This window comes from Saccharopolyspora sp. NPDC050389 (genome assembly GCF_040655595.1).
Lineage (GTDB): Bacteria > Actinomycetota > Actinomycetes > Mycobacteriales > Pseudonocardiaceae > Saccharopolyspora.
Genome location: NZ_JBFAKG010000015.1, coordinates 128210 through 144931, shown reverse-complemented (window position 1 = coordinate 144931; position 16722 = coordinate 128210). Strand labels below are relative to the sequence as shown.

At 70.3% G+C, this 16722-nt stretch carries 15 protein-coding genes and 1 pseudogene; 5 read left to right on the top strand and 11 right to left on the bottom strand.

Annotated features, from left to right (window positions below; translation table 11 throughout):
* Positions 1-75: 75 nt before the first annotated feature.
* From AB0I53_RS12720 to AB0I53_RS12680, 9 genes are all read right to left on the bottom strand, one after another.
* Positions 76-1545: an FAD-dependent oxidoreductase gene (locus AB0I53_RS12720; protein WP_358600814.1), complete on the bottom strand. Its 1470-nt coding sequence runs from the start codon at positions 1543-1545 to the stop codon at positions 76-78.
* A gap of 7 nt (positions 1546-1552) precedes the next feature.
* Complete coding sequence (locus AB0I53_RS12715; RefSeq protein WP_358600811.1) at positions 1553-2473, bottom strand: VOC family protein; 921 nt, start codon at positions 2471-2473, stop codon at positions 1553-1555.
* 43 nt (positions 2474-2516) lie between these two features.
* Positions 2517-3701, bottom strand: a complete 1185-nt coding sequence (locus tag AB0I53_RS12710) for an acyl-CoA dehydrogenase family protein (protein WP_358600808.1) — start codon at positions 3699-3701, stop codon at positions 2517-2519.
* Positions 3701-4747 carry a 4-hydroxy-2-oxovalerate aldolase gene (gene dmpG, locus AB0I53_RS12705; RefSeq protein WP_358600805.1) on the bottom strand — a complete coding sequence of 349 codons (1047 nt, stop codon included), beginning with the start codon at positions 4745-4747 and terminating at the stop codon, positions 3701-3703. The genes AB0I53_RS12710 and dmpG overlap by 1 nt, the downstream gene beginning before the upstream one ends.
* A gap of 7 nt (positions 4748-4754) precedes the next feature.
* A complete protein-coding gene (locus AB0I53_RS12700) occupies positions 4755-5660 on the bottom strand; it encodes an acetaldehyde dehydrogenase (acetylating) (RefSeq protein WP_358600802.1) in 906 nt (301 codons plus the stop codon).
* Positions 5661-5694: 34 nt separating this feature from the next.
* Positions 5695-6480: a 2-keto-4-pentenoate hydratase gene (locus AB0I53_RS12695; RefSeq protein WP_358600799.1), complete on the bottom strand. Its 786-nt coding sequence runs from the start codon at positions 6478-6480 to the stop codon at positions 5695-5697.
* A 165-nt stretch (positions 6481-6645) separates the two neighbouring features.
* The gene (locus tag AB0I53_RS12690; protein ID WP_358600796.1) at positions 6646-7680 is read right to left on the bottom strand and encodes a ferredoxin--NADP reductase; all 1035 of its coding nucleotides are present in this window, start codon (positions 7678-7680) and stop codon (positions 6646-6648) included.
* A 16-nt stretch (positions 7681-7696) separates the two neighbouring features.
* Positions 7697-9346 carry an FAD-binding protein gene (locus tag AB0I53_RS12685; protein ID WP_358600793.1) on the bottom strand — a complete coding sequence of 550 codons (1650 nt, stop codon included), beginning with the start codon at positions 9344-9346 and terminating at the stop codon, positions 7697-7699.
* On the bottom strand, positions 9343-10209 hold the full coding sequence (locus tag AB0I53_RS12680) for an alpha/beta fold hydrolase (protein ID WP_358600790.1): 867 nt from the start codon (positions 10207-10209) through the stop codon (positions 9343-9345). Before AB0I53_RS12680 ends, AB0I53_RS12685 begins: the two co-directional genes overlap by 4 nt.
* A gap of 198 nt (positions 10210-10407) precedes the next feature.
* On the opposite strand from AB0I53_RS12680, the gene AB0I53_RS12675 reads away from it, so the two are divergent.
* Positions 10408-10971: a flavin reductase family protein gene (locus AB0I53_RS12675; protein WP_358600787.1), complete on the top strand. Its 564-nt coding sequence runs from the start codon at positions 10408-10410 to the stop codon at positions 10969-10971.
* 65 nt (positions 10972-11036) lie between these two features.
* On the opposite strand, the gene AB0I53_RS12670 is transcribed toward AB0I53_RS12675, so the two are convergent.
* On the bottom strand, positions 11037-11924 hold the full coding sequence (locus tag AB0I53_RS12670; protein WP_358600784.1) for an IclR family transcriptional regulator: 888 nt from the start codon (positions 11922-11924) through the stop codon (positions 11037-11039).
* 221 nt (positions 11925-12145) lie between these two features.
* Between AB0I53_RS12670 and AB0I53_RS12665 the strand changes: the two genes are divergently transcribed.
* Genes AB0I53_RS12665 through AB0I53_RS12655 form a run of 3 tightly spaced genes read left to right on the top strand, consistent with a single transcriptional unit; the run spans position 12146 to position 13930 of the window.
* The gene (locus AB0I53_RS12665) at positions 12146-13000 is read left to right on the top strand and encodes a TIGR03619 family F420-dependent LLM class oxidoreductase (RefSeq protein WP_358600782.1); all 855 of its coding nucleotides are present in this window, start codon (positions 12146-12148) and stop codon (positions 12998-13000) included.
* A gap of 16 nt (positions 13001-13016) precedes the next feature.
* On the top strand, positions 13017-13526 hold the full coding sequence (locus AB0I53_RS12660; RefSeq protein ID WP_358600779.1) for a nuclear transport factor 2 family protein: 510 nt from the start codon (positions 13017-13019) through the stop codon (positions 13524-13526).
* Complete coding sequence (locus AB0I53_RS12655; RefSeq protein WP_358600776.1) at positions 13523-13930, top strand: nuclear transport factor 2 family protein; 408 nt, start codon at positions 13523-13525, stop codon at positions 13928-13930. The genes AB0I53_RS12660 and AB0I53_RS12655 overlap by 4 nt, the downstream gene beginning before the upstream one ends.
* A gap of 36 nt (positions 13931-13966) precedes the next feature.
* Here AB0I53_RS12655 and AB0I53_RS12650 read toward each other — a convergent pair.
* Positions 13967-14664: pseudogene (locus AB0I53_RS12650) on the bottom strand (SDR family oxidoreductase).
* 355 nt (positions 14665-15019) lie between these two features.
* Between AB0I53_RS12650 and AB0I53_RS12645 the strand changes: the two are divergent.
* Positions 15020-16483, top strand: coding sequence for an MFS transporter (locus tag AB0I53_RS12645; protein WP_358600773.1), 1464 nt, complete (start codon positions 15020-15022; stop codon positions 16481-16483).
* Positions 16484-16722 lie beyond the last annotated feature (239 nt).

Here is a 16722-nt window from a genome sequence, read left to right as displayed (position 1 = left end):
GCTCCGGTAAGAACCGGAGCGAACACTCACGAGGACTGGGGCCCCTACCAGGTGTCGCCGCCGCGCCAGTCGCGGTTAGCCTGCCGCGGCGCGACCTGCGCGGCGGCCGAAGAACGTCCCGTCGCCGAGCGACGTGCCGCTCACGTAGCCTCCGCCGTGGATCCCGGAACTCGCCCGCCCCGCCGCGAAAAGCCCCGCGATCGGGTTGCCGGAGACGTCGAGCACCGCACCGTCCACTGTGGTGTGCAGGCCGCCGAGCGTGAACCCGGCGATGCCCGTGCCCGGCGGCGCCGCGTCGCCGCCTCCCGGGTTGAACCCGAGCGCCGGGTTCACCGCCGCGAACGGCGGTTTGAGCTCGCGCAGCCACGCCGGGTTCTTGTGGAAGTGGGGATCGTCGCCCTCGACGGCGTGCCTGTTGTACGTCGCCACGGTCGTTTCGAGCGCACCTGCCGGCATGCCGAGCTCTTCTTCCAGCTCGGCGAGGGTTTCGGCGACGTGCTGCGGCCGCACGCCCCAAAGGTCGCGCTCTGGAATGGCGTCGTAGCCCGCCTCGTCGATGATCACCCACCACGGCGACGGGTGGTGCAGCGCGGCGTGGCTGAACATGCCCGGGTACACGTCCTCGTTGATGAACCGCTGGCCCAGCGCGTTGACGAGCATGCCGCGGCAGACCATCGCCGGCAGCGCGGTCAGCGCCGCCTCCACCTGCGCCATCCTCCGGGTGGCCGCGCCGAGGGCGGCGGCCATCCGGATCCCGCTGCCGTCGTCGAGGCCGTCGCTGACCTTGCCGTGCCCGAGCAGCACCGGCGCGTGGTCGGCGAGCATCTCCTCGTCGTCCACGAAGCCGCCGGTGGTGAGCACGACGCCGCGACGGGCGCGGTAGTGGACGGTCTTGCCGTACTTGGTCGCCGCCACCCCGGCGACCCGCCCGGACTCGTCGACGACGAGCGCGGTGGCGAGCGTGTCTGCGTGCGTCCGTGCCCCGGCCTCGTGCGCGGCCGACGCGAGGCGCTCCATGATCAGCCATCCGCCGAAGTTCTCCGCGGCGGGCCGGTGGCCGCGCGGGACCGGCCGCGCGATGGTGTTGTAGGGCCAGGCGTTCTCCCCCAGCCACATCAGGCCGTCGCGGGTCGGCGGCATCCAGCTCGGGGCGTCGTACATCGACTCCTCGAAGGTCAGCCCGCGGGCGCAGAACCACTCGAAGTGCTCGACGCTCTCGTCGCAGTACAGCCGCAGCTTCTCCGCGTCGGCGTGCGGGCCGAGGGCTGCTTCGAGGTAGGCGAACATCTCGTCCGGCGTGTCGTCGAAACCGCACGCCCGCTGGACACGCGTTCCGCCGCCGAGGTACAGCTCGCCGCCGGACAGTGCCGAGGACCCGCCCGGGCCCCCGGCGCGTTCCAGGGCGATGACGTCGGCACCGGCGGACGCCGCCTCGAAGGCGGCCGCCGCGCCGGCACATCCGAAGCCGACGACGAGGACGTCGGCTTCGTGGTCGAACGCTCCTACCTGCGACAGCGGCACCGGGTGCACCGGCCGGGAGCTCATCGGCCGCTCACCGTTCCTGGCTGAACGCCGCGAGCGGTTCGGAACCGGACCAGTCGTGGCCCCAGTAGCTGTCCGCGGTGATCTCCTCGGCCGTGTAGTACGTCTCGTCGACGAGCAAGCCGTCGCAGCCGTACTCGATGTCCCAGCCGCCGGGCGCGCGGACGTAGAACGAGATCGCCTTGTCGTTGGTGTGCCTGCCCAAGGTCGACGACAGCGAGAAGCCGCGGCGGTTGACCTCGTCGAGGGCCCGGCCCACGGTGTCGATCTCCTCGACCTCGACCATCAGGTGCACCAGGCCCGGCGGCTCGCCGTGCGGGGCCGGGCACACCGCGAGGCTGTGGTGGCGCTGGTTCACGCCCATGAACCGCACCCGGCGCGGCGGGGCGTCCGGCGCTCCCCCGCCGAGGCGGATCGCTCCGCGCGGCAGGAAGCCCAGCACCTCGGTGTAGAACTCGACCGTCTCCTGTGGACACGTGGTGGGCAGCACCACGTGTCCCATGCCCTGATCGCCGGTGACGAACCGGTGGGCGTGTTTGGTGGCGACCGGGCTGTGGTCGAGCACCGGCCCGAAGAACACCTCGACGGGCGTGCCGGTCGGGTCCTCGAAGGTGATCGCTGCCTCGACGCGGCGCTCATCGCATTCGGCCTGCGACAGCGCCTTGATCGCAGTGCCGGCCGCCTCCACGGCGCGGCCGACGGCCGCGAGCCCGAACTGGTCGCGCACCTCCCAGCCCACGGCGAGCACCTCGTCGGTGTCGCCGGGCAGCACGATCAGCCGGGCGGCCCGCTCGTCCATGCGCAGGTAGAGCCCGTCGGGGTTCGGGCCGGTGGTCTCCTGGAGCCCCAGGGCCTCGACCGTGAGCTCGCGCCAGCGGTCGATGTCCTGGGTCTGCACCGTGAGGTATCCGAGACCGCGGATCTGGGGCATGTGCGTTCTTCCTATCTCTGTGCGGCGGGATCGTGGCGGGCGGTCAGATCATCGAGCGCATCGGGCCCGGCGGCGGCTCGATGTCGAGTTCGGTCAGCGCGGACACGTGGAAGACGGCGCCCGGGACGTGGATGGCGTGCACCATGCCCATGTGGCCGTCGCGCCAGAAGCGCTGGATCGGGTTGTCCATGCGCAGGCCGTTGCCGCCGGAGCGGGCCACGATCTCGTCCATCGCGCGGACGGCGCGCCACGCCGCGGCGACCTGGGTGCGCCGGCTGACCGCCCGCTCCCCGAAGCCGATCTCCTCGCCCGCCGCCACCTTGTCGTAGATCCGGGACACGTTGTCGAGCATCGCGACGCGGGAGGCGTGGATCTCGGCCGCCGCCTCGCTGATCGCGAACAGCACGTAGGGATCGTCCTTGATCTTGGTGCCGGTGATCTGCACGCGCTTCTGCTGGTAGGCCATGTGGTGCGCGAGGGCGCCCTCGCAGATGCCGATCACCGCGGAGGTGATGCCCAGCGGGAAGGCCGTGGTGAACGGGACGTGGTAGGTCGGGTTGTCCAGCCCGGCGTCCCTGGGCGCCGACCCGTCGAGCATCGTGCTGAACGGGATCACCCGGTACGACGGGACGAACGCGTCCTCGACGATGACGTCCTTGCTGCCGGTGCCGCGCAGGCCCACGACGTCCCAGGAGTCCTCGACGATCTCGTAGTCGGACCGCGGCAGGATCACGTGGTAGGACACCGGCGGCTGGGCCACGTTGCCCTCCTCATCGCCCATGAAGGCGCCGAGGAAGATCCAGTCGCAGTGGTCGGTCCCGGAGGAGAACTGCCAGCGCCCGTTGAAGATGTAACCGCCGTCGACCGGCTTGAGCACGCCCAGCGGGGCGTACGGCGAGGCGATCCACGTGTCGGTGCTCTCGCCCCAGATCTCCTCCTGCACCCGCGGGTCGGCCATCGCCATCTCCCAGGGGTGGACGCCGACGATGCCGGCGACCCAGCCGGTGGAGCCGTCGTAGCTCGCGACCTTCATCACCGTCTCGGCGAACTCGGCCGGATGCGCCTCGGCGCCGCCGTAACGGGCGGGCTGCAGCATCTTGATCACGCCGGTCTCGCGGAGCACCTTGGCCGCTCGGTCGTCGAGCCTGCCGAGCCGCTCGTTCGAGGCGGCGGCCGCGGCGATCTCCTCGGCGCGCTCCTCGACCGCCGTCAGAACCGGGTTGGACATCAGCTGGTCCTCGCTTCGGTGTCGGCGCCGCGACCGGCGAGGCCCACGGCGAGTTCGATCAGCTGGTCCTCCTGGCCGCCGATCAGCTTGCGCTTGCCCGCCTCGACGAGGATCTCGGCGCCGGAGACGCCGTACTTCTTCGCGGCCCGGTCGGCGTGCTTGAGGAAGCTGGAGTAGACGCCGGCGTAGCCCATGGTCAGCGAGAGCCGGTCCAGCAGGCACTCGCCGTCCATCACGGGCCGGACCACGTCCTCGGCGGCGTCGATGATCTTCAGGGTGTCGACGCCCGTCCGGATGCCGAGCTTCTCCGCAACCGCGACGAACGCCTCGACCGGCGTGTTCCCGGCGCCCGCGCCGAAGCGCCGGGTGGAGCCGTCCACCTGGGTCGCCCCGGCGCGCACGGCGAGCACGGAGTTCGCCACCCCGAGGCCCAGGTTCTCGTGGCCGTGGAAGCCGACCTGCGCGTCGTCGCCGAGTTCGGCGACCAGCGCCGCGATCCGCTCGCTGGTGTCTTCGAGCACGAGTGCGCCCGCGGAGTCCACGACGTAGACGCACTGGCAGCCCGCATCGGCCATGATCCGGGCCTGCTGCGCGAGGACTTCCGGAGGTTGGCTGTGGGACATCATCAGGAAGCCCACCGTCTCCAGGCCCAGCTCGCGGGCGAGCCCGAAGTGCTGCACGGAGACGTCCGCCTCCGTGCAGTGCGTGGCGATCCGGCAGATGGCGGCCCCGTTGTCGGCCGCCGCCCGGATGTCGTCCTTCACCCCGACGCCAGGGAGCATCAGGAAGGCGATCTTGGCGCGCTTCGCCGTGGCCACCGCGGTCTTGATCAGCTCCTGTTCGGGCGTGTGGCTGAAGCCGTAGTTGAACGACGAGCCGCCGAGGCCGTCGCCGTGGGTCACCTCGATGACCGGGACACCGGCGCCGTCGAGGGCGGCCACGATATCCCGCACGTGTTCGGCGGTGAACTGGTGCTGCTTGGCGTGCGATCCGTCGCGCAGCGAGGAATCGGTGATCCTGATGTCGAGATCGGTGCTGTAGGCCATGGGTTTCTCACTGCCCCTTCTGCGCGCGGATCCGCCGGGCGAATCCCGCGCCGACGCCGGCCGCCGCGGCGGTCATGATGTCGAGATTCCCGGAATACGAGGGAAGGAAGTCACCGGCGCCTTCGACCTCCAGGAACACCGCGACGCGCGCCATTCCACCGTTCACAGTGGACGGGTCGTCGAACTGCGGCTCGGCGCGCAGGCGGTAGCCAGGCACGTAGCTCGCGACATCCGCGACGATGTCGTGGATGGACTTGGCGATCGCGTCCCGGTCGCAGTCTTCCGGGATCGCGCAGAACACGGTGTCGCGCATCAGCATCGGCGGCTCGGCCGGGTTCAGGATGATGATCGCCTTGCCCCGCTGGGCACCGCCGATCTTCTCGATGCCGCGCGAGGTCGTGATGGTGAACTCGTCGATGTTCGCGCGGGTGCCGGGCCCGGCCGACGGGGAGGCGACGCTGGCCACGATCTCGGCGTAGGCGACCTCGACCACGCGCGAGACGGCGTGCACGATCGGGATGGTGGCCTGGCCGCCGCAGGTGATCAGGTTGACGTTGGGCGCGTCGAGGTGCTCGCCGAGGTTGACCGCGGGCACGACGGCGGGCCCGAGCGCGGCCGGGGTCAGGTCGATCGCCGTGATGCCTCGCTCGGCGTACTTCGGCGCGTTCTCCCGGTGCACGTAGGCCGAGGTCGCCTCGAACACGATGTCCGGCTGCTCGTCTTGCCCCAGCAGCCAGTCGACGCCTTCCGCGGAGCCGATCAGGCCTTTCTCCTGCGCGCGTTTGAGCCCGGGGCTGTCGGGATCCACGCCGATCATCCAGCGCGGCTCGATGGTTTCGGAGCGCAGCAGCTTGTACATCAGGTCGGTGCCGATGTTGCCGGAGCCCACGATGGCCGCGGTCGCCTTGGTCACTGTTCCATTCGTCCTTTCAGATTGCCGGTGCGCCTCACGCGAAGCGGGCCGTTACCGACCCGAGGCCGGTGAAGTCGGCGCGGTACTCCTCGCCCGGCGCGACGTCGACGGCCCTGGTGCACGAGCCCGGCAGGATCACGTGTCCCGCTTCGAGCCTGACGCCGAAGGTGGCGACCTTGCGGGCCAGCCAGGCCACCGCGGTGGTGGGGTTCCCGAGCACCGCACTGGTGTTCCCGCGGGCGATCTCGGTGTCGCCGGAGAACAGCACGGCCTCGATGTCGGCGAGATCCAGATCGCCGGGCTTGGCCCGGGCGGCGCCGAGGATGACGCCCGCGGACGAGGCGTTGTCGGCGATGGTGTCGGCGAGGCCGATCCGCCAGTCCCTGATCCGGCTGTCGATCAGCTCCAGGCTCGGGACGACGTACTCGGTGGCGGCGAGCACGTCCTCCTCAGTGCATCCCTCGCCCGGCAGCGAGTCGCCCAGGACGTAGCCGATCTCGACCTCGATGCGCGGGTAGCAGTAGCGCGCGGTTTCGACCGCGCGGTCCTCCGCCAGGACCATCGTGTCTAGGAGGTGGCCGTAGTCGGGCTCGTCGACGCCCATCATCTGCTGCATCACTGGGGACGACAGCCCGACCTTGTGACCGCGCACCACCGCGCCGGCGGAGAGCTGCCGGCGGATGTTCAGCAGCTGGATCTCGTAGGCGTCGACCACGTCGATGCCGGGAAACCGTTCGGCGAGCGGATCGATCGGCGCGCGATCGGACTGCGCGGCCCAGAGGGCGTCGGCGGCAGCCTGTCGAGTTGTCGCATCGAGCATGCCTGAACGGTGCCAGCCGACGTCGCGCTGCTGCGCCTCGTCTCCCGCTCACCGGGACCGTCCTCCTGCGGTGGTCGCGGAAAGCCTTCGGAGTAGCCGAAAACCCGCGGTGTGGGCGTTCTGCACGCACGCACCGCGGGTTTCCGCCCGTTCACCGGGACCTGGTCAGGAGTCGTAGGTCAGCTTCAGCCGGTCGGTGAGCGGCATGGCCTGGCAGCCGAGGACGATGCCGTCGGCGAGGTCGTTCTCGTCGAGCACTTCGTTGCGTTCGAGGTCGACCTCGCCTTCGAGCAGCACGCAGGCGCAAGCGCTGCACGCGCCTTCCCGGCAGGAATACGGCGCGTCCAGGCCAGCGGCGAGGAGCACGTCCAGCAGCTTGCTGCTCCGGGGCCACGCCACGGTGTGCGTTTCGCCGTCGAGGGTCACCTCCACCTCGCTCACCGGTCCGTCCTCGTCGGCCGGGGAATTCCCGGGGGTGGCGAACGGATCCCCGGTCAGCGATGTGAACCGTTCGACGTGCACCCGCTTCGACGACGCGCCGAGCGCGGTTAGCGATTCGAGCACCAGATCCATGAACACCTTCGGCCCGCAGACGAAAGCCTCGCGGTCGGCATAGGGCTGCAGCAGCGCCCGCAGGCCCGCGGAGCTCGGCAGGCCCTGCACGGATTCCAGCCAGTGCAGGACGGTGAGCCGGTCGCCGTGCTCGTCGAACCCGAGCAGCTCGTCGCGGAATATCACCGAGTTCTCGTCCCGGTTGGCGTAGAGCAAGGTGATCCGGCCCCGGCCCGCGCAGAGCGCGGACTTGAGGATCGAGAGCACCGGGGTGATTCCGCTGCCTGCGGCGATGAGCAGCAGATCGGTGTCCAGCGACGCGGGTGTGAACGTACCCGACGGGCTCAGCACGTCGAGCACGTCGCCCGCGACGACGTTGTCGCAGATCCAGTTCGAGCCGTAGCCGTCCTTGGTGCGCTTGACCGTGACCTTCAGCTTCTCGTCGCAGACCGGGGAACTGCACAGCGAATAGCAGCGGGCGGCCCCGCCCGGCCGGTCCGAGGGAATCCGGATGGTCAGGAACTGGCCGGGCCGGTAGCTGAACGGCTCGCCCGGCTGCTCGGTGCGCTCCAGGACCAGGGTGTGCGCGTCGGCGGTCTCCCGGATCACCTCGACGACGCGAAGCTTCCAGGCGGTCGGCGGCGTCATGGTTCCTCCCGTCGCATCAGAGAGCGCCCGCGGCGTGCTTCGCCGCGACGTAGCCGAAGACGATGGACGGGCCGATGGTGGCGCCGGGGCCGGCGTACTCGTTGGCCATGATCGAGGCGGTGGTGTTGCCGGTGGCGTAGAGGCCCTCAATCGTCGAGTCGTCCGCGCGCAGGACCCGGCCGCGCTCGTCGGTGACCAGGCCGCCCTTGGTGCCGAGATCACCGGTCTCGATCTTCACCGCGTAGAACGGCGCCTTGTCGATCACGTCCAGGTTGGGGTTCTTCAGCGTCGGATCGCCGTAGTAGCGGTCGTAGGCGCTGTCGCCGCGGCCGAAGTCCGCGTCCTTGCCCGCGCGGGCGAAGCCGTTGAACCGGTCGACGGTCTGCTGCAGCGCGGCCGCCGGGATGCCGGCCTGCTCCGCGAGTTCCGCGATCGTGTTGGCGCGGTGCACGATTCCGGCGTCGTAGAAGCTCTGCGGGAACGGCATGCCCGGCAGGATCTGCGCGAACGGATACCTCGCGCGCGCCCTCGCATCCATGATGAACCAGATCGGCTGGTGCTTGCCCTCCAGCTGCGCGTGCACGAAGTTCGTGTAGGGGGCCGACTCGTTGGTGAACCGCTTCCCGTCCGGCGACACGATGATCTGGCCCGGGATGGCGCGCTCGGAGACCAGCGGAATCGTGGCGCCCGACGGATGTTCGACCGAGGGCATCCACCAGGCGTCGTCCATGAAGTCCAGGGCCGCGCCCAGCTTCCGGCCCGCCGCGATGCCGTCCCCGACGTTCTCCACCGCGCCGAGGCTGTGGTTCTCCTGGCCGCCCTCCGGCAGGTATTCCGCCCGCATCTCGCTGTTGTGGTCGAAGCCGCCGGTCGCGAGCAGCACGCCGCGGCGGGCGCGGATGCGCAGCTGCTCGCCGTCGCGCTGCACGACAACGCCTTCCACGCGCCCGTCCTGGACCACGAGGTCGGTCATCGGCGTCCGCAGCCACAGCGGGATTCCGGCGTCCTTGACCGCCATCCGCATCCGCGCGACCAGCGCCCGGCCGCCGGTGGACATGTGCCGCCGCCGGACGACGTTGGAGGACACCCGCCAGGCGGCGATCACCGACGCCCAGCGTCCCCGCCAGGTGCGCTTGACCATGGCCAGGTCGTGGTAGTCCTTGCCGGTGACCCACAGGCCCAGCGGGCCCTTCATGCTGTTGGGGCGCTGGAACTTCTCGTCCGCGCCGAGCTTCCGCGTGTCGAACGGGAGCGGCTCCACTGATCGCCCCAGCGGCCGGCCGCCCTCGTACTCCGGGTGGTAGTCGGCGTATCCCTTCGTCCAGTAGAACCGCATCCACTTGCTGCGGCCCAGCAGCTCCATCGCCACGGGGCCGTGATCGACGTAGGCGTCGAGGCGGGCCGCCGGGACCTTGCCCTCGGTGAGCAGGTCGAGGTACCGGCGGATCGACTCGCGGCTGTCGTCGTGGCCCTTGGCCCGCAGCGTGGGGTTGTTCGGGATCCAGACGCCGCCGCCGGACATTCCGGTGCTGCCGCCGTACTTCCCGGCCTTCTCGACGATCACCGTCGACAGGCCCGAGTCGGTCGCGGTCAGCGCGGCCGTCATCCCGCCGCCGCCGGATCCGACGACGACGAAGTCGAACTCGTGGTCCCAGGGCGCGGTCACGACTCGTCCTTCCGGGTCAGGAACGACAGCACCGCGCTCTCCCAGGCTTCCTTCTGCTCGATCATCGTCCAGTGCCCGCAGTTGGGGAAGATGTGCAGTTCGGCGTCGGGAATCGTGCGCATCGGGACGAGCGCCATGTCGACCGGGCTGACCCGGTCGTCGCGTCCCCACGTCACCAGCGTCCTGGCCCGGACCTTGTGCAGCATCGCCCAGTACGGCGGCTCGTCGGAGTTCGCCGCGGCGGCTGCGGTGGCTTCGAAAGCCTTGCGGCCGTACATCTTCCGCGCGCTGGCGAGGGTACTCGGGTCGGTGGCGTGCGCCCAGCGCTCCTCGATCAGCTCCTGGGTCACCAGCGACCGGTCGTAGACCATGGAGTTCAGCCACGCCACGAGCCGTTCGCGGCTGGGTTCCTCGGTGAACTCCATCAGCAGGTTGATGCCCTCGCCCGGCGAGGGGCTGAAGATGGCGCGTCCCACCCCGCCGATGGTGACGAGCCGGCGCACGCGGTCCGGGTGGCTGATCGCGAACCTGGTGGCGACGATGCCGCCCATCGAGTTGCCGATCACGTCCACCTGCGGGAGCCCGAGGCCGTCCAGGAAGCGCCGGACGGCCTCGGGAGCGGCGACCATGGGATGCTCGTCGGTGGGGTCGCTGACGCCGAACCCGGGGAATTCCAGGACCAGGCAGCGGAATCGCTCGGCGAAGACCGGGAGGTTGCCGCGGAAGTTCCGCCACCCGGTGACGCCGGGACCGGAACCGTGCAGCATCAGCAGGGGCGGCCCGTCGCCGGCTTCGTGGTAGCGCAGCACACCGCGGTCCGTCTGCAGCTCGCGCAGCGTGGACTCGTAGGTCAGTTCCGTCATCTCACGCCCAAGCTCTCGAGGACTTTCAGGGTTTCGCCGCTGCACGTTAAGCGCGGCGGGCCCGGCGGGGGCCGCGAACTCCCGATCAGCGGGATCACGGCCGGTCGCGGAAGCGGCCTCCGAAGGCCCGGACGGCACCTCCCGCTCAACGGGACGGCCCGGCGAGAACACCGCGGCAGCGCGCTTAACGTCGGTTTCGTGAGCACCCAGCGAGCAGCGGAAGATCCTCAGGTGACGGCGGACGACGCACGCGTGGCGGCGCCCACGCCGCTGGAGATGCGGCGGGCGATGGGTGCCTTCGCCAGCGGCGTCACGGTGGTGACCGGATTCGACGACGGCGAGCCGGTGGGCTTCGCGTGCCAGTCGTTCGCCTCGGTGTCCCTGGAACCGCCGCTCGTGCTGTTCTGCGCCGACCACCGGGGCCGGGCCTGGCCGCGGATCCGCAACGCCGGGCGCTTCTGCGTGAACGTGCTCGCCGAGCGGCAGACCGACCTGTGCGACCGGTTCGGTTCCCGCCGGGGAGCCAAGTTCGAGGGACTGCCCTGGCAGCTGTCCCGGTGGGGCAGTCCGGTCCTTCCCGGCGTGCTCGTGCGGGTGCACGCGGAGGTGCACGACGTGCACGCCGCCGGCGACCACGACGTGGTGATCGGCCGGGTGCTGGAGCTGGAGACGCCCGTCGACGCGCCGCCCATGGTCTTCTTCCGGGGCCGGTTCGGGCTTGCTCCGGAGCTCGTCATGCCGGATGCCTGGGACTGGGCCTGAGCAGCCTACGGGCACCGGTTTTCCATTGAGGAAGCGCGATTTCCGCGGCGCGGGGCGCCCGGCGGTCAGAACCAGTCGCCGGATCCCGCCGCCATCATCCGGTCGAGCGTCGCGGTCGACCAGGTCTTCTCGGGCGTGACAACGCTCATCTGGCGGCAGGAGCGGGATTTCGCCACGGCCGGGTAGAGCACGTCCGACACCTGCCTGGCGGCATCCACGACCAGCGGTGCCACCTTCTCCAACGGCGTCTGGACATATCCCACCAGGGAGATGCTGCCCACCGGTCCCTCCGGGCCGCGGACGGCGGCGGCCGCGCAGGCGAGCGAGGGAATGCACTCGCCTCGCTCGAAGGCCAGGCCGCGGCGGCGCCGGACGCGGTTGAGCTCCTGGTGCAGGGTGCCGAGGTCGCCGATGGTCCGGTCGGTCAGCCGCCCGATGTGGCCGCCGAGCAGCTCGTCCACCGCCTCGGGCGCGAGCCAGGCCAGCATCGCCTTGCCCAGTGCGGTCGAGTGCGCCGGGGCCCGGCCGCCGACGCGCGAGGGCACCGACGCCGCGAACCGGCCGCCGACCTTGTCCAGGTAGTGGATCTCACCGCCGTCGAGCACCGCCAGGTGAACAACCGTTCCAGTTTTTATCTGGAGGTCGTGGAGCAACGGAGCGGCGGCGCCGCGGAGCTCGCCGTCGGCGTTGGCCTGGCCGCCGAGGCTGAGCGCGCGGCGCCCGAGCGAGTAGCCGGCGGCGCTGTGCCGGAGCCATTCGAGCCGGACCAGCTGATCGAGGATTCGATGAGCGGTGGACCTGGGCAAATGCGTGCTCCGAGCGACGTCTTCCAGGGTGAGCCGAGCGGAGCACCGCCCGAAGGAGTCGAGGATCAGCGTCATCCGTTCCACCATGGACGGCGGCAGCTCGCGGCGCGGGGAGTCAGCGTTCTCGCGAGCGAAAGGGACGGTCATGGTTCTCCCCTCGGCCCGGCGTACCGGAAGTAAAACTGAAATGAATTCCACCTATCTGTGAACGGTAGCAGCGGTGCGCGAGCTGCGGAAGTCTTCCGCCGCGTTTCGCCCGGGTTTCGAGCCGCCGCCGCGGACCGGCTCCCGGTCACCGGGACGAACCGGGACCTCGCGAGGCGGCTGGGCTACACCTTGTCGACGGCCCGGCGAGGAAAGGTCTGTGGATGAGAGTCGGCATCGCAAGCCCGGTGGTGACGCAGGTACCCGGCGTGCATTCGGAGTGGGAGCGCACGGCGGGCATCGAGGATCTCGGCAGGATCGCCGAGGCCGCCGACCGGTTTGGTTTCCACCACCTGACGTGCAGCGAGCACGTGGGCATTCCCCGGGAGGTGGCCGAGCAACGCGGCGCGACGTACTGGGATCCGCTGTCCACGCTCGGATACCTGGCCGCGCGCACCACGACGATCCGCCTCACCACGCAGGTCCTGGTGCTCGGCTACCACCACCCGCTCGAGATCGCCAAGCGCTACGGCACCCTCGACCGCGTGTCGGGCGGCCGCCTGGTGCTCGGGCTCGGCGTGGGCAGCCTGGAGGAGGAGTTCGCGCTGATCGGCGCGCAGTTCGAGGGGCGAGGTTCCCGCGCCGACGATGCCCTCGCCGCACTGCGAGCCAGCCTGTCGCAGCGGGAGCCGGAATACCACGGCGAGCACTACGACTACGCGGGCTTCGTCGTGGAACCGCACGCCGTGCAGGCCCGTGTCCCGATGTGGATCGGCGGCCGGACGTTGCGCTCCCTCCGACGCGCGGCGAAGCACGGCGACGGCTGGGTGCCGTTCGGCCTCGACTCGGCGCAGCTGCGGGAGATGCTGGGCAAGGTCGACCTGCCGGCGGACTTCGAGGTCGTGCTCCCGGCCGGCGCGCTGGACCCGGCGGGAAAGCCGGAGGCGGCCGAGGCGGCGCTGACGCAGGTGCGCGAAGCCGGCGCCACGCTCGTCGGCGCCCAGCTGCGGGCACGATCCGCCGACCACTACTGCGAACAGCTCGAAGCCCTGGCCGGCATCGCGGCCGACATCGACTGACCGGGACGAGGTACCGATGGCTGAGGAATCCACCGATCTTGCCGAACGGTTCGCCGCGCTGGAGGCGCGCCTGCGGCAGCTCGAAGACCAGCAGGAGATCGCCCGGCTCATCGCCGGCTACGGCCCGCTGGTCGACAGCGGCAGCGCCGAGGCGGTGGCCGACCGCTGGGAACCCGACGGCGTGTACGACGTCGACGAGTGGTCGATGAGCGGCCGCGCCGAGATCGTCGCGATGGTCACCAGCGCGAAGCACCAGGGCTGGATCGAGGGCGGCTGCGCCCACTTCCTCGGCCCCGCGCACGTGACGGTCGAGGGCGACGAGGCCGTCGCCGTGGGCCACTCGCTGATGGTGGTGCACAGCGACGGGAAGTTCGTCGTGCGCCGCGCCACCGCCAATCGCTGGCAGCTGCGGCGCGGGCCGGGCGGCTGGCGCGTCACCCGCCGGACGAGCCGGGTTCTCGACGGCCGCGAGGAGTCGCCGCGGCTGCTCGCCGCGCTCGATCTCGGCGCGATGGAGGCGGAATGACCGCCCGGGAGGAGATCGTGGAGCGGCTGGCCGAGCTGGCGACCGCGATCGACGCGCGCGACTGGGCGGCGATCGCGGCCGCCTTCCTCCCGGACGCCCACGGGTACAGCAGGGACGGCGTCGAGGCGATCGTGCGGCAGATGCGCGATCACCTCGACGGATGCGGCCCGACGCAGCACCTGCTGGGCAACCACCGGGTGGTGGTGGACGGCGATACCGCGCGTTCGCTCACCTACGCCCGGGTGCACCACGCCGGGGCCGGCCCGATGGCCGGGCGGTTCTTCGAGTGCATGGGCGAGTACGACGACCGCTGGGTGCGCACGCCCGACGGATGGCGGCTGTCCTCGCGCCAGTTCGACATGCGGATCACCCTGGGCGACTTCGCCGTGCTCCGCGCCGGCTGACCGCACCCTTTTAGTCCTAATAGGACGCTGGTTGCCTCAGAACCCGGCGCCGGCGGTCATTCCTCCGTCGACGACGAACTCCGCCCCAGTGCAGTAGCTCGAATCGTCACCGGCGAGGAACAGCACGACGCTGCTGATCTCCTGCGGTTTGGCGAAGCGGGGAATGGGCAGCCGGCGCATCACCCCGCCGGTCCGGTCCTCCAACTCGTCTTCCTCCCGGCTGGTCATCGGCGTGGCCACGCTGCCGGGGTGCACGGAGTTGACCCGGATCCCGCGAGGCCCGAGCTCCAGCGCCGCGGATCTCGTCAGGCCCCGGATGCCGAACTTGCTGGCGCTGTAGCCGGAGAATCCCGCTCCGCCGACCAGCCCGTTGACCGACGAGATGTTCACGATCGAGCCGCCCTCCGACATGAGCGGAGCGGCGTACTTGATGCCGAGCCACTGCGAAACGAGGTTGACCTCGAGGATCTGCCGGAAGTCCTCGACATTCGTGTCGGCGTAGGGCTGGAACCGCAGGATGCCCGCGTTGTTGACCAGGACGTCGAGCCCGCCGAATCCGAAACGGCGTGGTCGACGACCGCGGACCAGTCCTCGGCATTCGTCACGTCGTGCGGGAAGAAGCGGCAGTCATCGCCGAGTTCCCGTGCGAGGCTTCGACCTTCGTCCTCCAGCACGTCGCCGAAGACGACCCTGGCTCCCTGCCCGACGAAGGCGCGGACGTGGGCGGCCCCCATGCCCCGCGCGCCTCCGGTGACCAGAGCGACCTTGCCATCCAGCTTGCCCATCGACCTGCTCCTCCACATCAGCATCGTGTGGGAGGCAGCATGGTGGCGAAGCGCCCGGCACACCGAGCCGATCCCGCTGAGTGAGGCGGCTCCCTCCTCCGCCGGTCCGGTTCCGCGGCCGTCTCGGTGACCGGGACATCGCCGGTCGCACCCGGGTCGAGTCGCTAGCGTCCGCTGGCGCGCCCGCTCCAGGCATTCGTCGGCTCCACGACGTGCCCGGGCGCCGCGTGGCTGGCCAGAACTCCGATCCGCCGGCCCGAATTCGATGATCATTGAAGCCGATCGACTCAGCGAGGAGTCCAGAATGGATCAGGCATCGCCGCCGCAGAGATCTGCGCCCGCCGGATCGGACGCCGATGGTGAATCCACTCGCCAGCAACGATCCACCGCGCAGAACTACGCGATCATCGCTCTTCTCGTCCTGCTGGTGGAGATCACCGGGCTCACCTACACGATGGTGACGCCGGTGCTGTCGAACATCGCCGCCGCGTACCGGTCGCCGGACATCTCCTGGATCATCACCGCCGTCACCCTGGTGGGCGCGATCGCCTTCGCGGTGTGCGGCAAGCTGGGCGACATCTACGGCAAGAAGAAGGTCGCACTGGCTTGCACCGCCGTGTTCTCCGCCGGCACCGCGCTGGCCGCGACGGCACCGGTGTTCCCGCTGATGATCGCCGGACGCGCGTTGCAGGGATTCGGTCTGGCCGTCCTGTCACTGGCGTACGGGCTGGTCCGGGACGTGCTGCCAAGAAGGCTGATCCCGATCGCGCTGGGCTTCATCGGAACGGGGATGGGCGCCAGCACGATCATCGGCCCCTTCATCAGCGGAATCCTCCTCGGCGCGTTCTCCTTCCGCGGCATCTTCTGGTTCCAGCTCTGCTACGCGGTCGTGGTGGGCCTGCTGGTGTGGCGGTTGGTCCCCGAAAGCGGGCTGCGCGCCAAGGTCGGCGTGGACTGGATCGGAGCGACGTTGCTCGGCCTCGGCGCACTGGCGTTCCTGACCGGCGTCGGCATGGCCAAGAAGGCGGGCTGGGGCTCGGTGCCCACGCTGGCCGGAATCATCGCGGGCGTGCTGCTCATCGCGGGATGGCTCGCCTACGAACGGCGCGCTTCCGATCCGCTCGTCCACATCGACCTCCTCGCGCGGCGTCGGGTCGGTTTGCCCTTGATCGCCAACGCATGCGTGCAGTTCGCGCTGGTCGGCAACTCGATGCTCGTGCCGATGTTCGTGATGTCGTCGCCGGAAGGCGGCTTCGGGTTCGGCGCGTCGGCGTTCGAAGTAGCCGGATTCCTCGCCGCGACGGGCGTTTCCGCGATGGTCGCGGGCCCGGTCAGCGGACTGGTCTCACGACGCTTCGGTCCCCGCACCGGTATGGCCTTCGGCGCCTCGGCGCTCACCATCGGTGCGACTCTGATCGCGCTCGCCCACGACACCGCGGGCATCGTCCTGCTGTCTCAGCTGATCTTCGGGGTCGGCATCGGAGCCACGACGGCGTCGCTCCCGAACATCATCATGCACGCGGTGCCCGCCAACGTGCAGGGCGTCAGCGGCGGAATGCTGAACCTGATGGGCAGTTTCGGGAGTTCGCTCGGATCACAGGTGCTGGTGGTGCTGCTACTGCTGCCTGGCGCGACCTATCTCGGCTCCGAGGTGCACTACGCCGAATCAGGCTTCGTGCTGGCCTTCCTGGCTACTGCGGTCTGCGGCGCCATCGCCCTGGTCAGCGCCCTCTCCACCGGTCCCCTCCGCGGCCAACACACGATGTAGGTGCGCACCCTCCACCCACCCAACACCGCCACACACCACCAATCCGGAGTGAACGGACCATTCGTCCCGATACGCGAGGCGAACAGGCCGTTCACTCCACCCATCACCGCAGGCCGGAGTGAACGGTCCGTTCACCTCAACACGCTGCGGGGGTTGGCAGGTGGTTGCACCGCTTCGAAGGCGCATGCGCCCTACCCCGGACCCGCGCCACCACATCTCAAGCGGGCTCTGCAGCCGCG

Excerpts from the sequence above, each read along its gene's own strand:
- AB0I53_RS12720 (WP_358600814.1), bottom strand. The coding sequence starts at position 1,545 with ATGAGCTCCCGGCCGGTGCACCCGGTGCCGCTGTCGCAGGTAGGAGCG.
- AB0I53_RS12715 (WP_358600811.1), bottom strand. The coding sequence starts at position 2,473 with ATGCCCCAGATCCGCGGTCTCGGATACCTCACGGTGCAGACCCAGGAC.
- AB0I53_RS12710 (WP_358600808.1), bottom strand. The coding sequence starts at position 3,701 with ATGTCCAACCCGGTTCTGACGGCGGTCGAGGAGCGCGCCGAGGAGATC.
- dmpG (WP_358600805.1), bottom strand. The coding sequence starts at position 4,747 with ATGGCCTACAGCACCGATCTCGACATCAGGATCACCGATTCCTCGCTG.
- AB0I53_RS12695 (WP_358600799.1), bottom strand. The coding sequence starts at position 6,480 with ATGCTCGATGCGACAACTCGACAGGCTGCCGCCGACGCCCTCTGGGCC.
- AB0I53_RS12690 (WP_358600796.1), bottom strand. The coding sequence starts at position 7,680 with ATGACGCCGCCGACCGCCTGGAAGCTTCGCGTCGTCGAGGTGATCCGG.
- AB0I53_RS12680 (WP_358600790.1), bottom strand. The coding sequence starts at position 10,209 with ATGACGGAACTGACCTACGAGTCCACGCTGCGCGAGCTGCAGACGGAC.
- AB0I53_RS12670 (WP_358600784.1), bottom strand. The coding sequence starts at position 11,924 with ATGACCGTCCCTTTCGCTCGCGAGAACGCTGACTCCCCGCGCCGCGAG.
- AB0I53_RS12665 (WP_358600782.1), top strand. The coding sequence starts at position 12,146 with ATGAGAGTCGGCATCGCAAGCCCGGTGGTGACGCAGGTACCCGGCGTG.
- AB0I53_RS12660 (WP_358600779.1), top strand. The coding sequence starts at position 13,017 with ATGGCTGAGGAATCCACCGATCTTGCCGAACGGTTCGCCGCGCTGGAG.
- AB0I53_RS12655 (WP_358600776.1), top strand. The coding sequence starts at position 13,523 with ATGACCGCCCGGGAGGAGATCGTGGAGCGGCTGGCCGAGCTGGCGACC.
- AB0I53_RS12645 (WP_358600773.1), top strand. The coding sequence starts at position 15,020 with ATGGATCAGGCATCGCCGCCGCAGAGATCTGCGCCCGCCGGATCGGAC.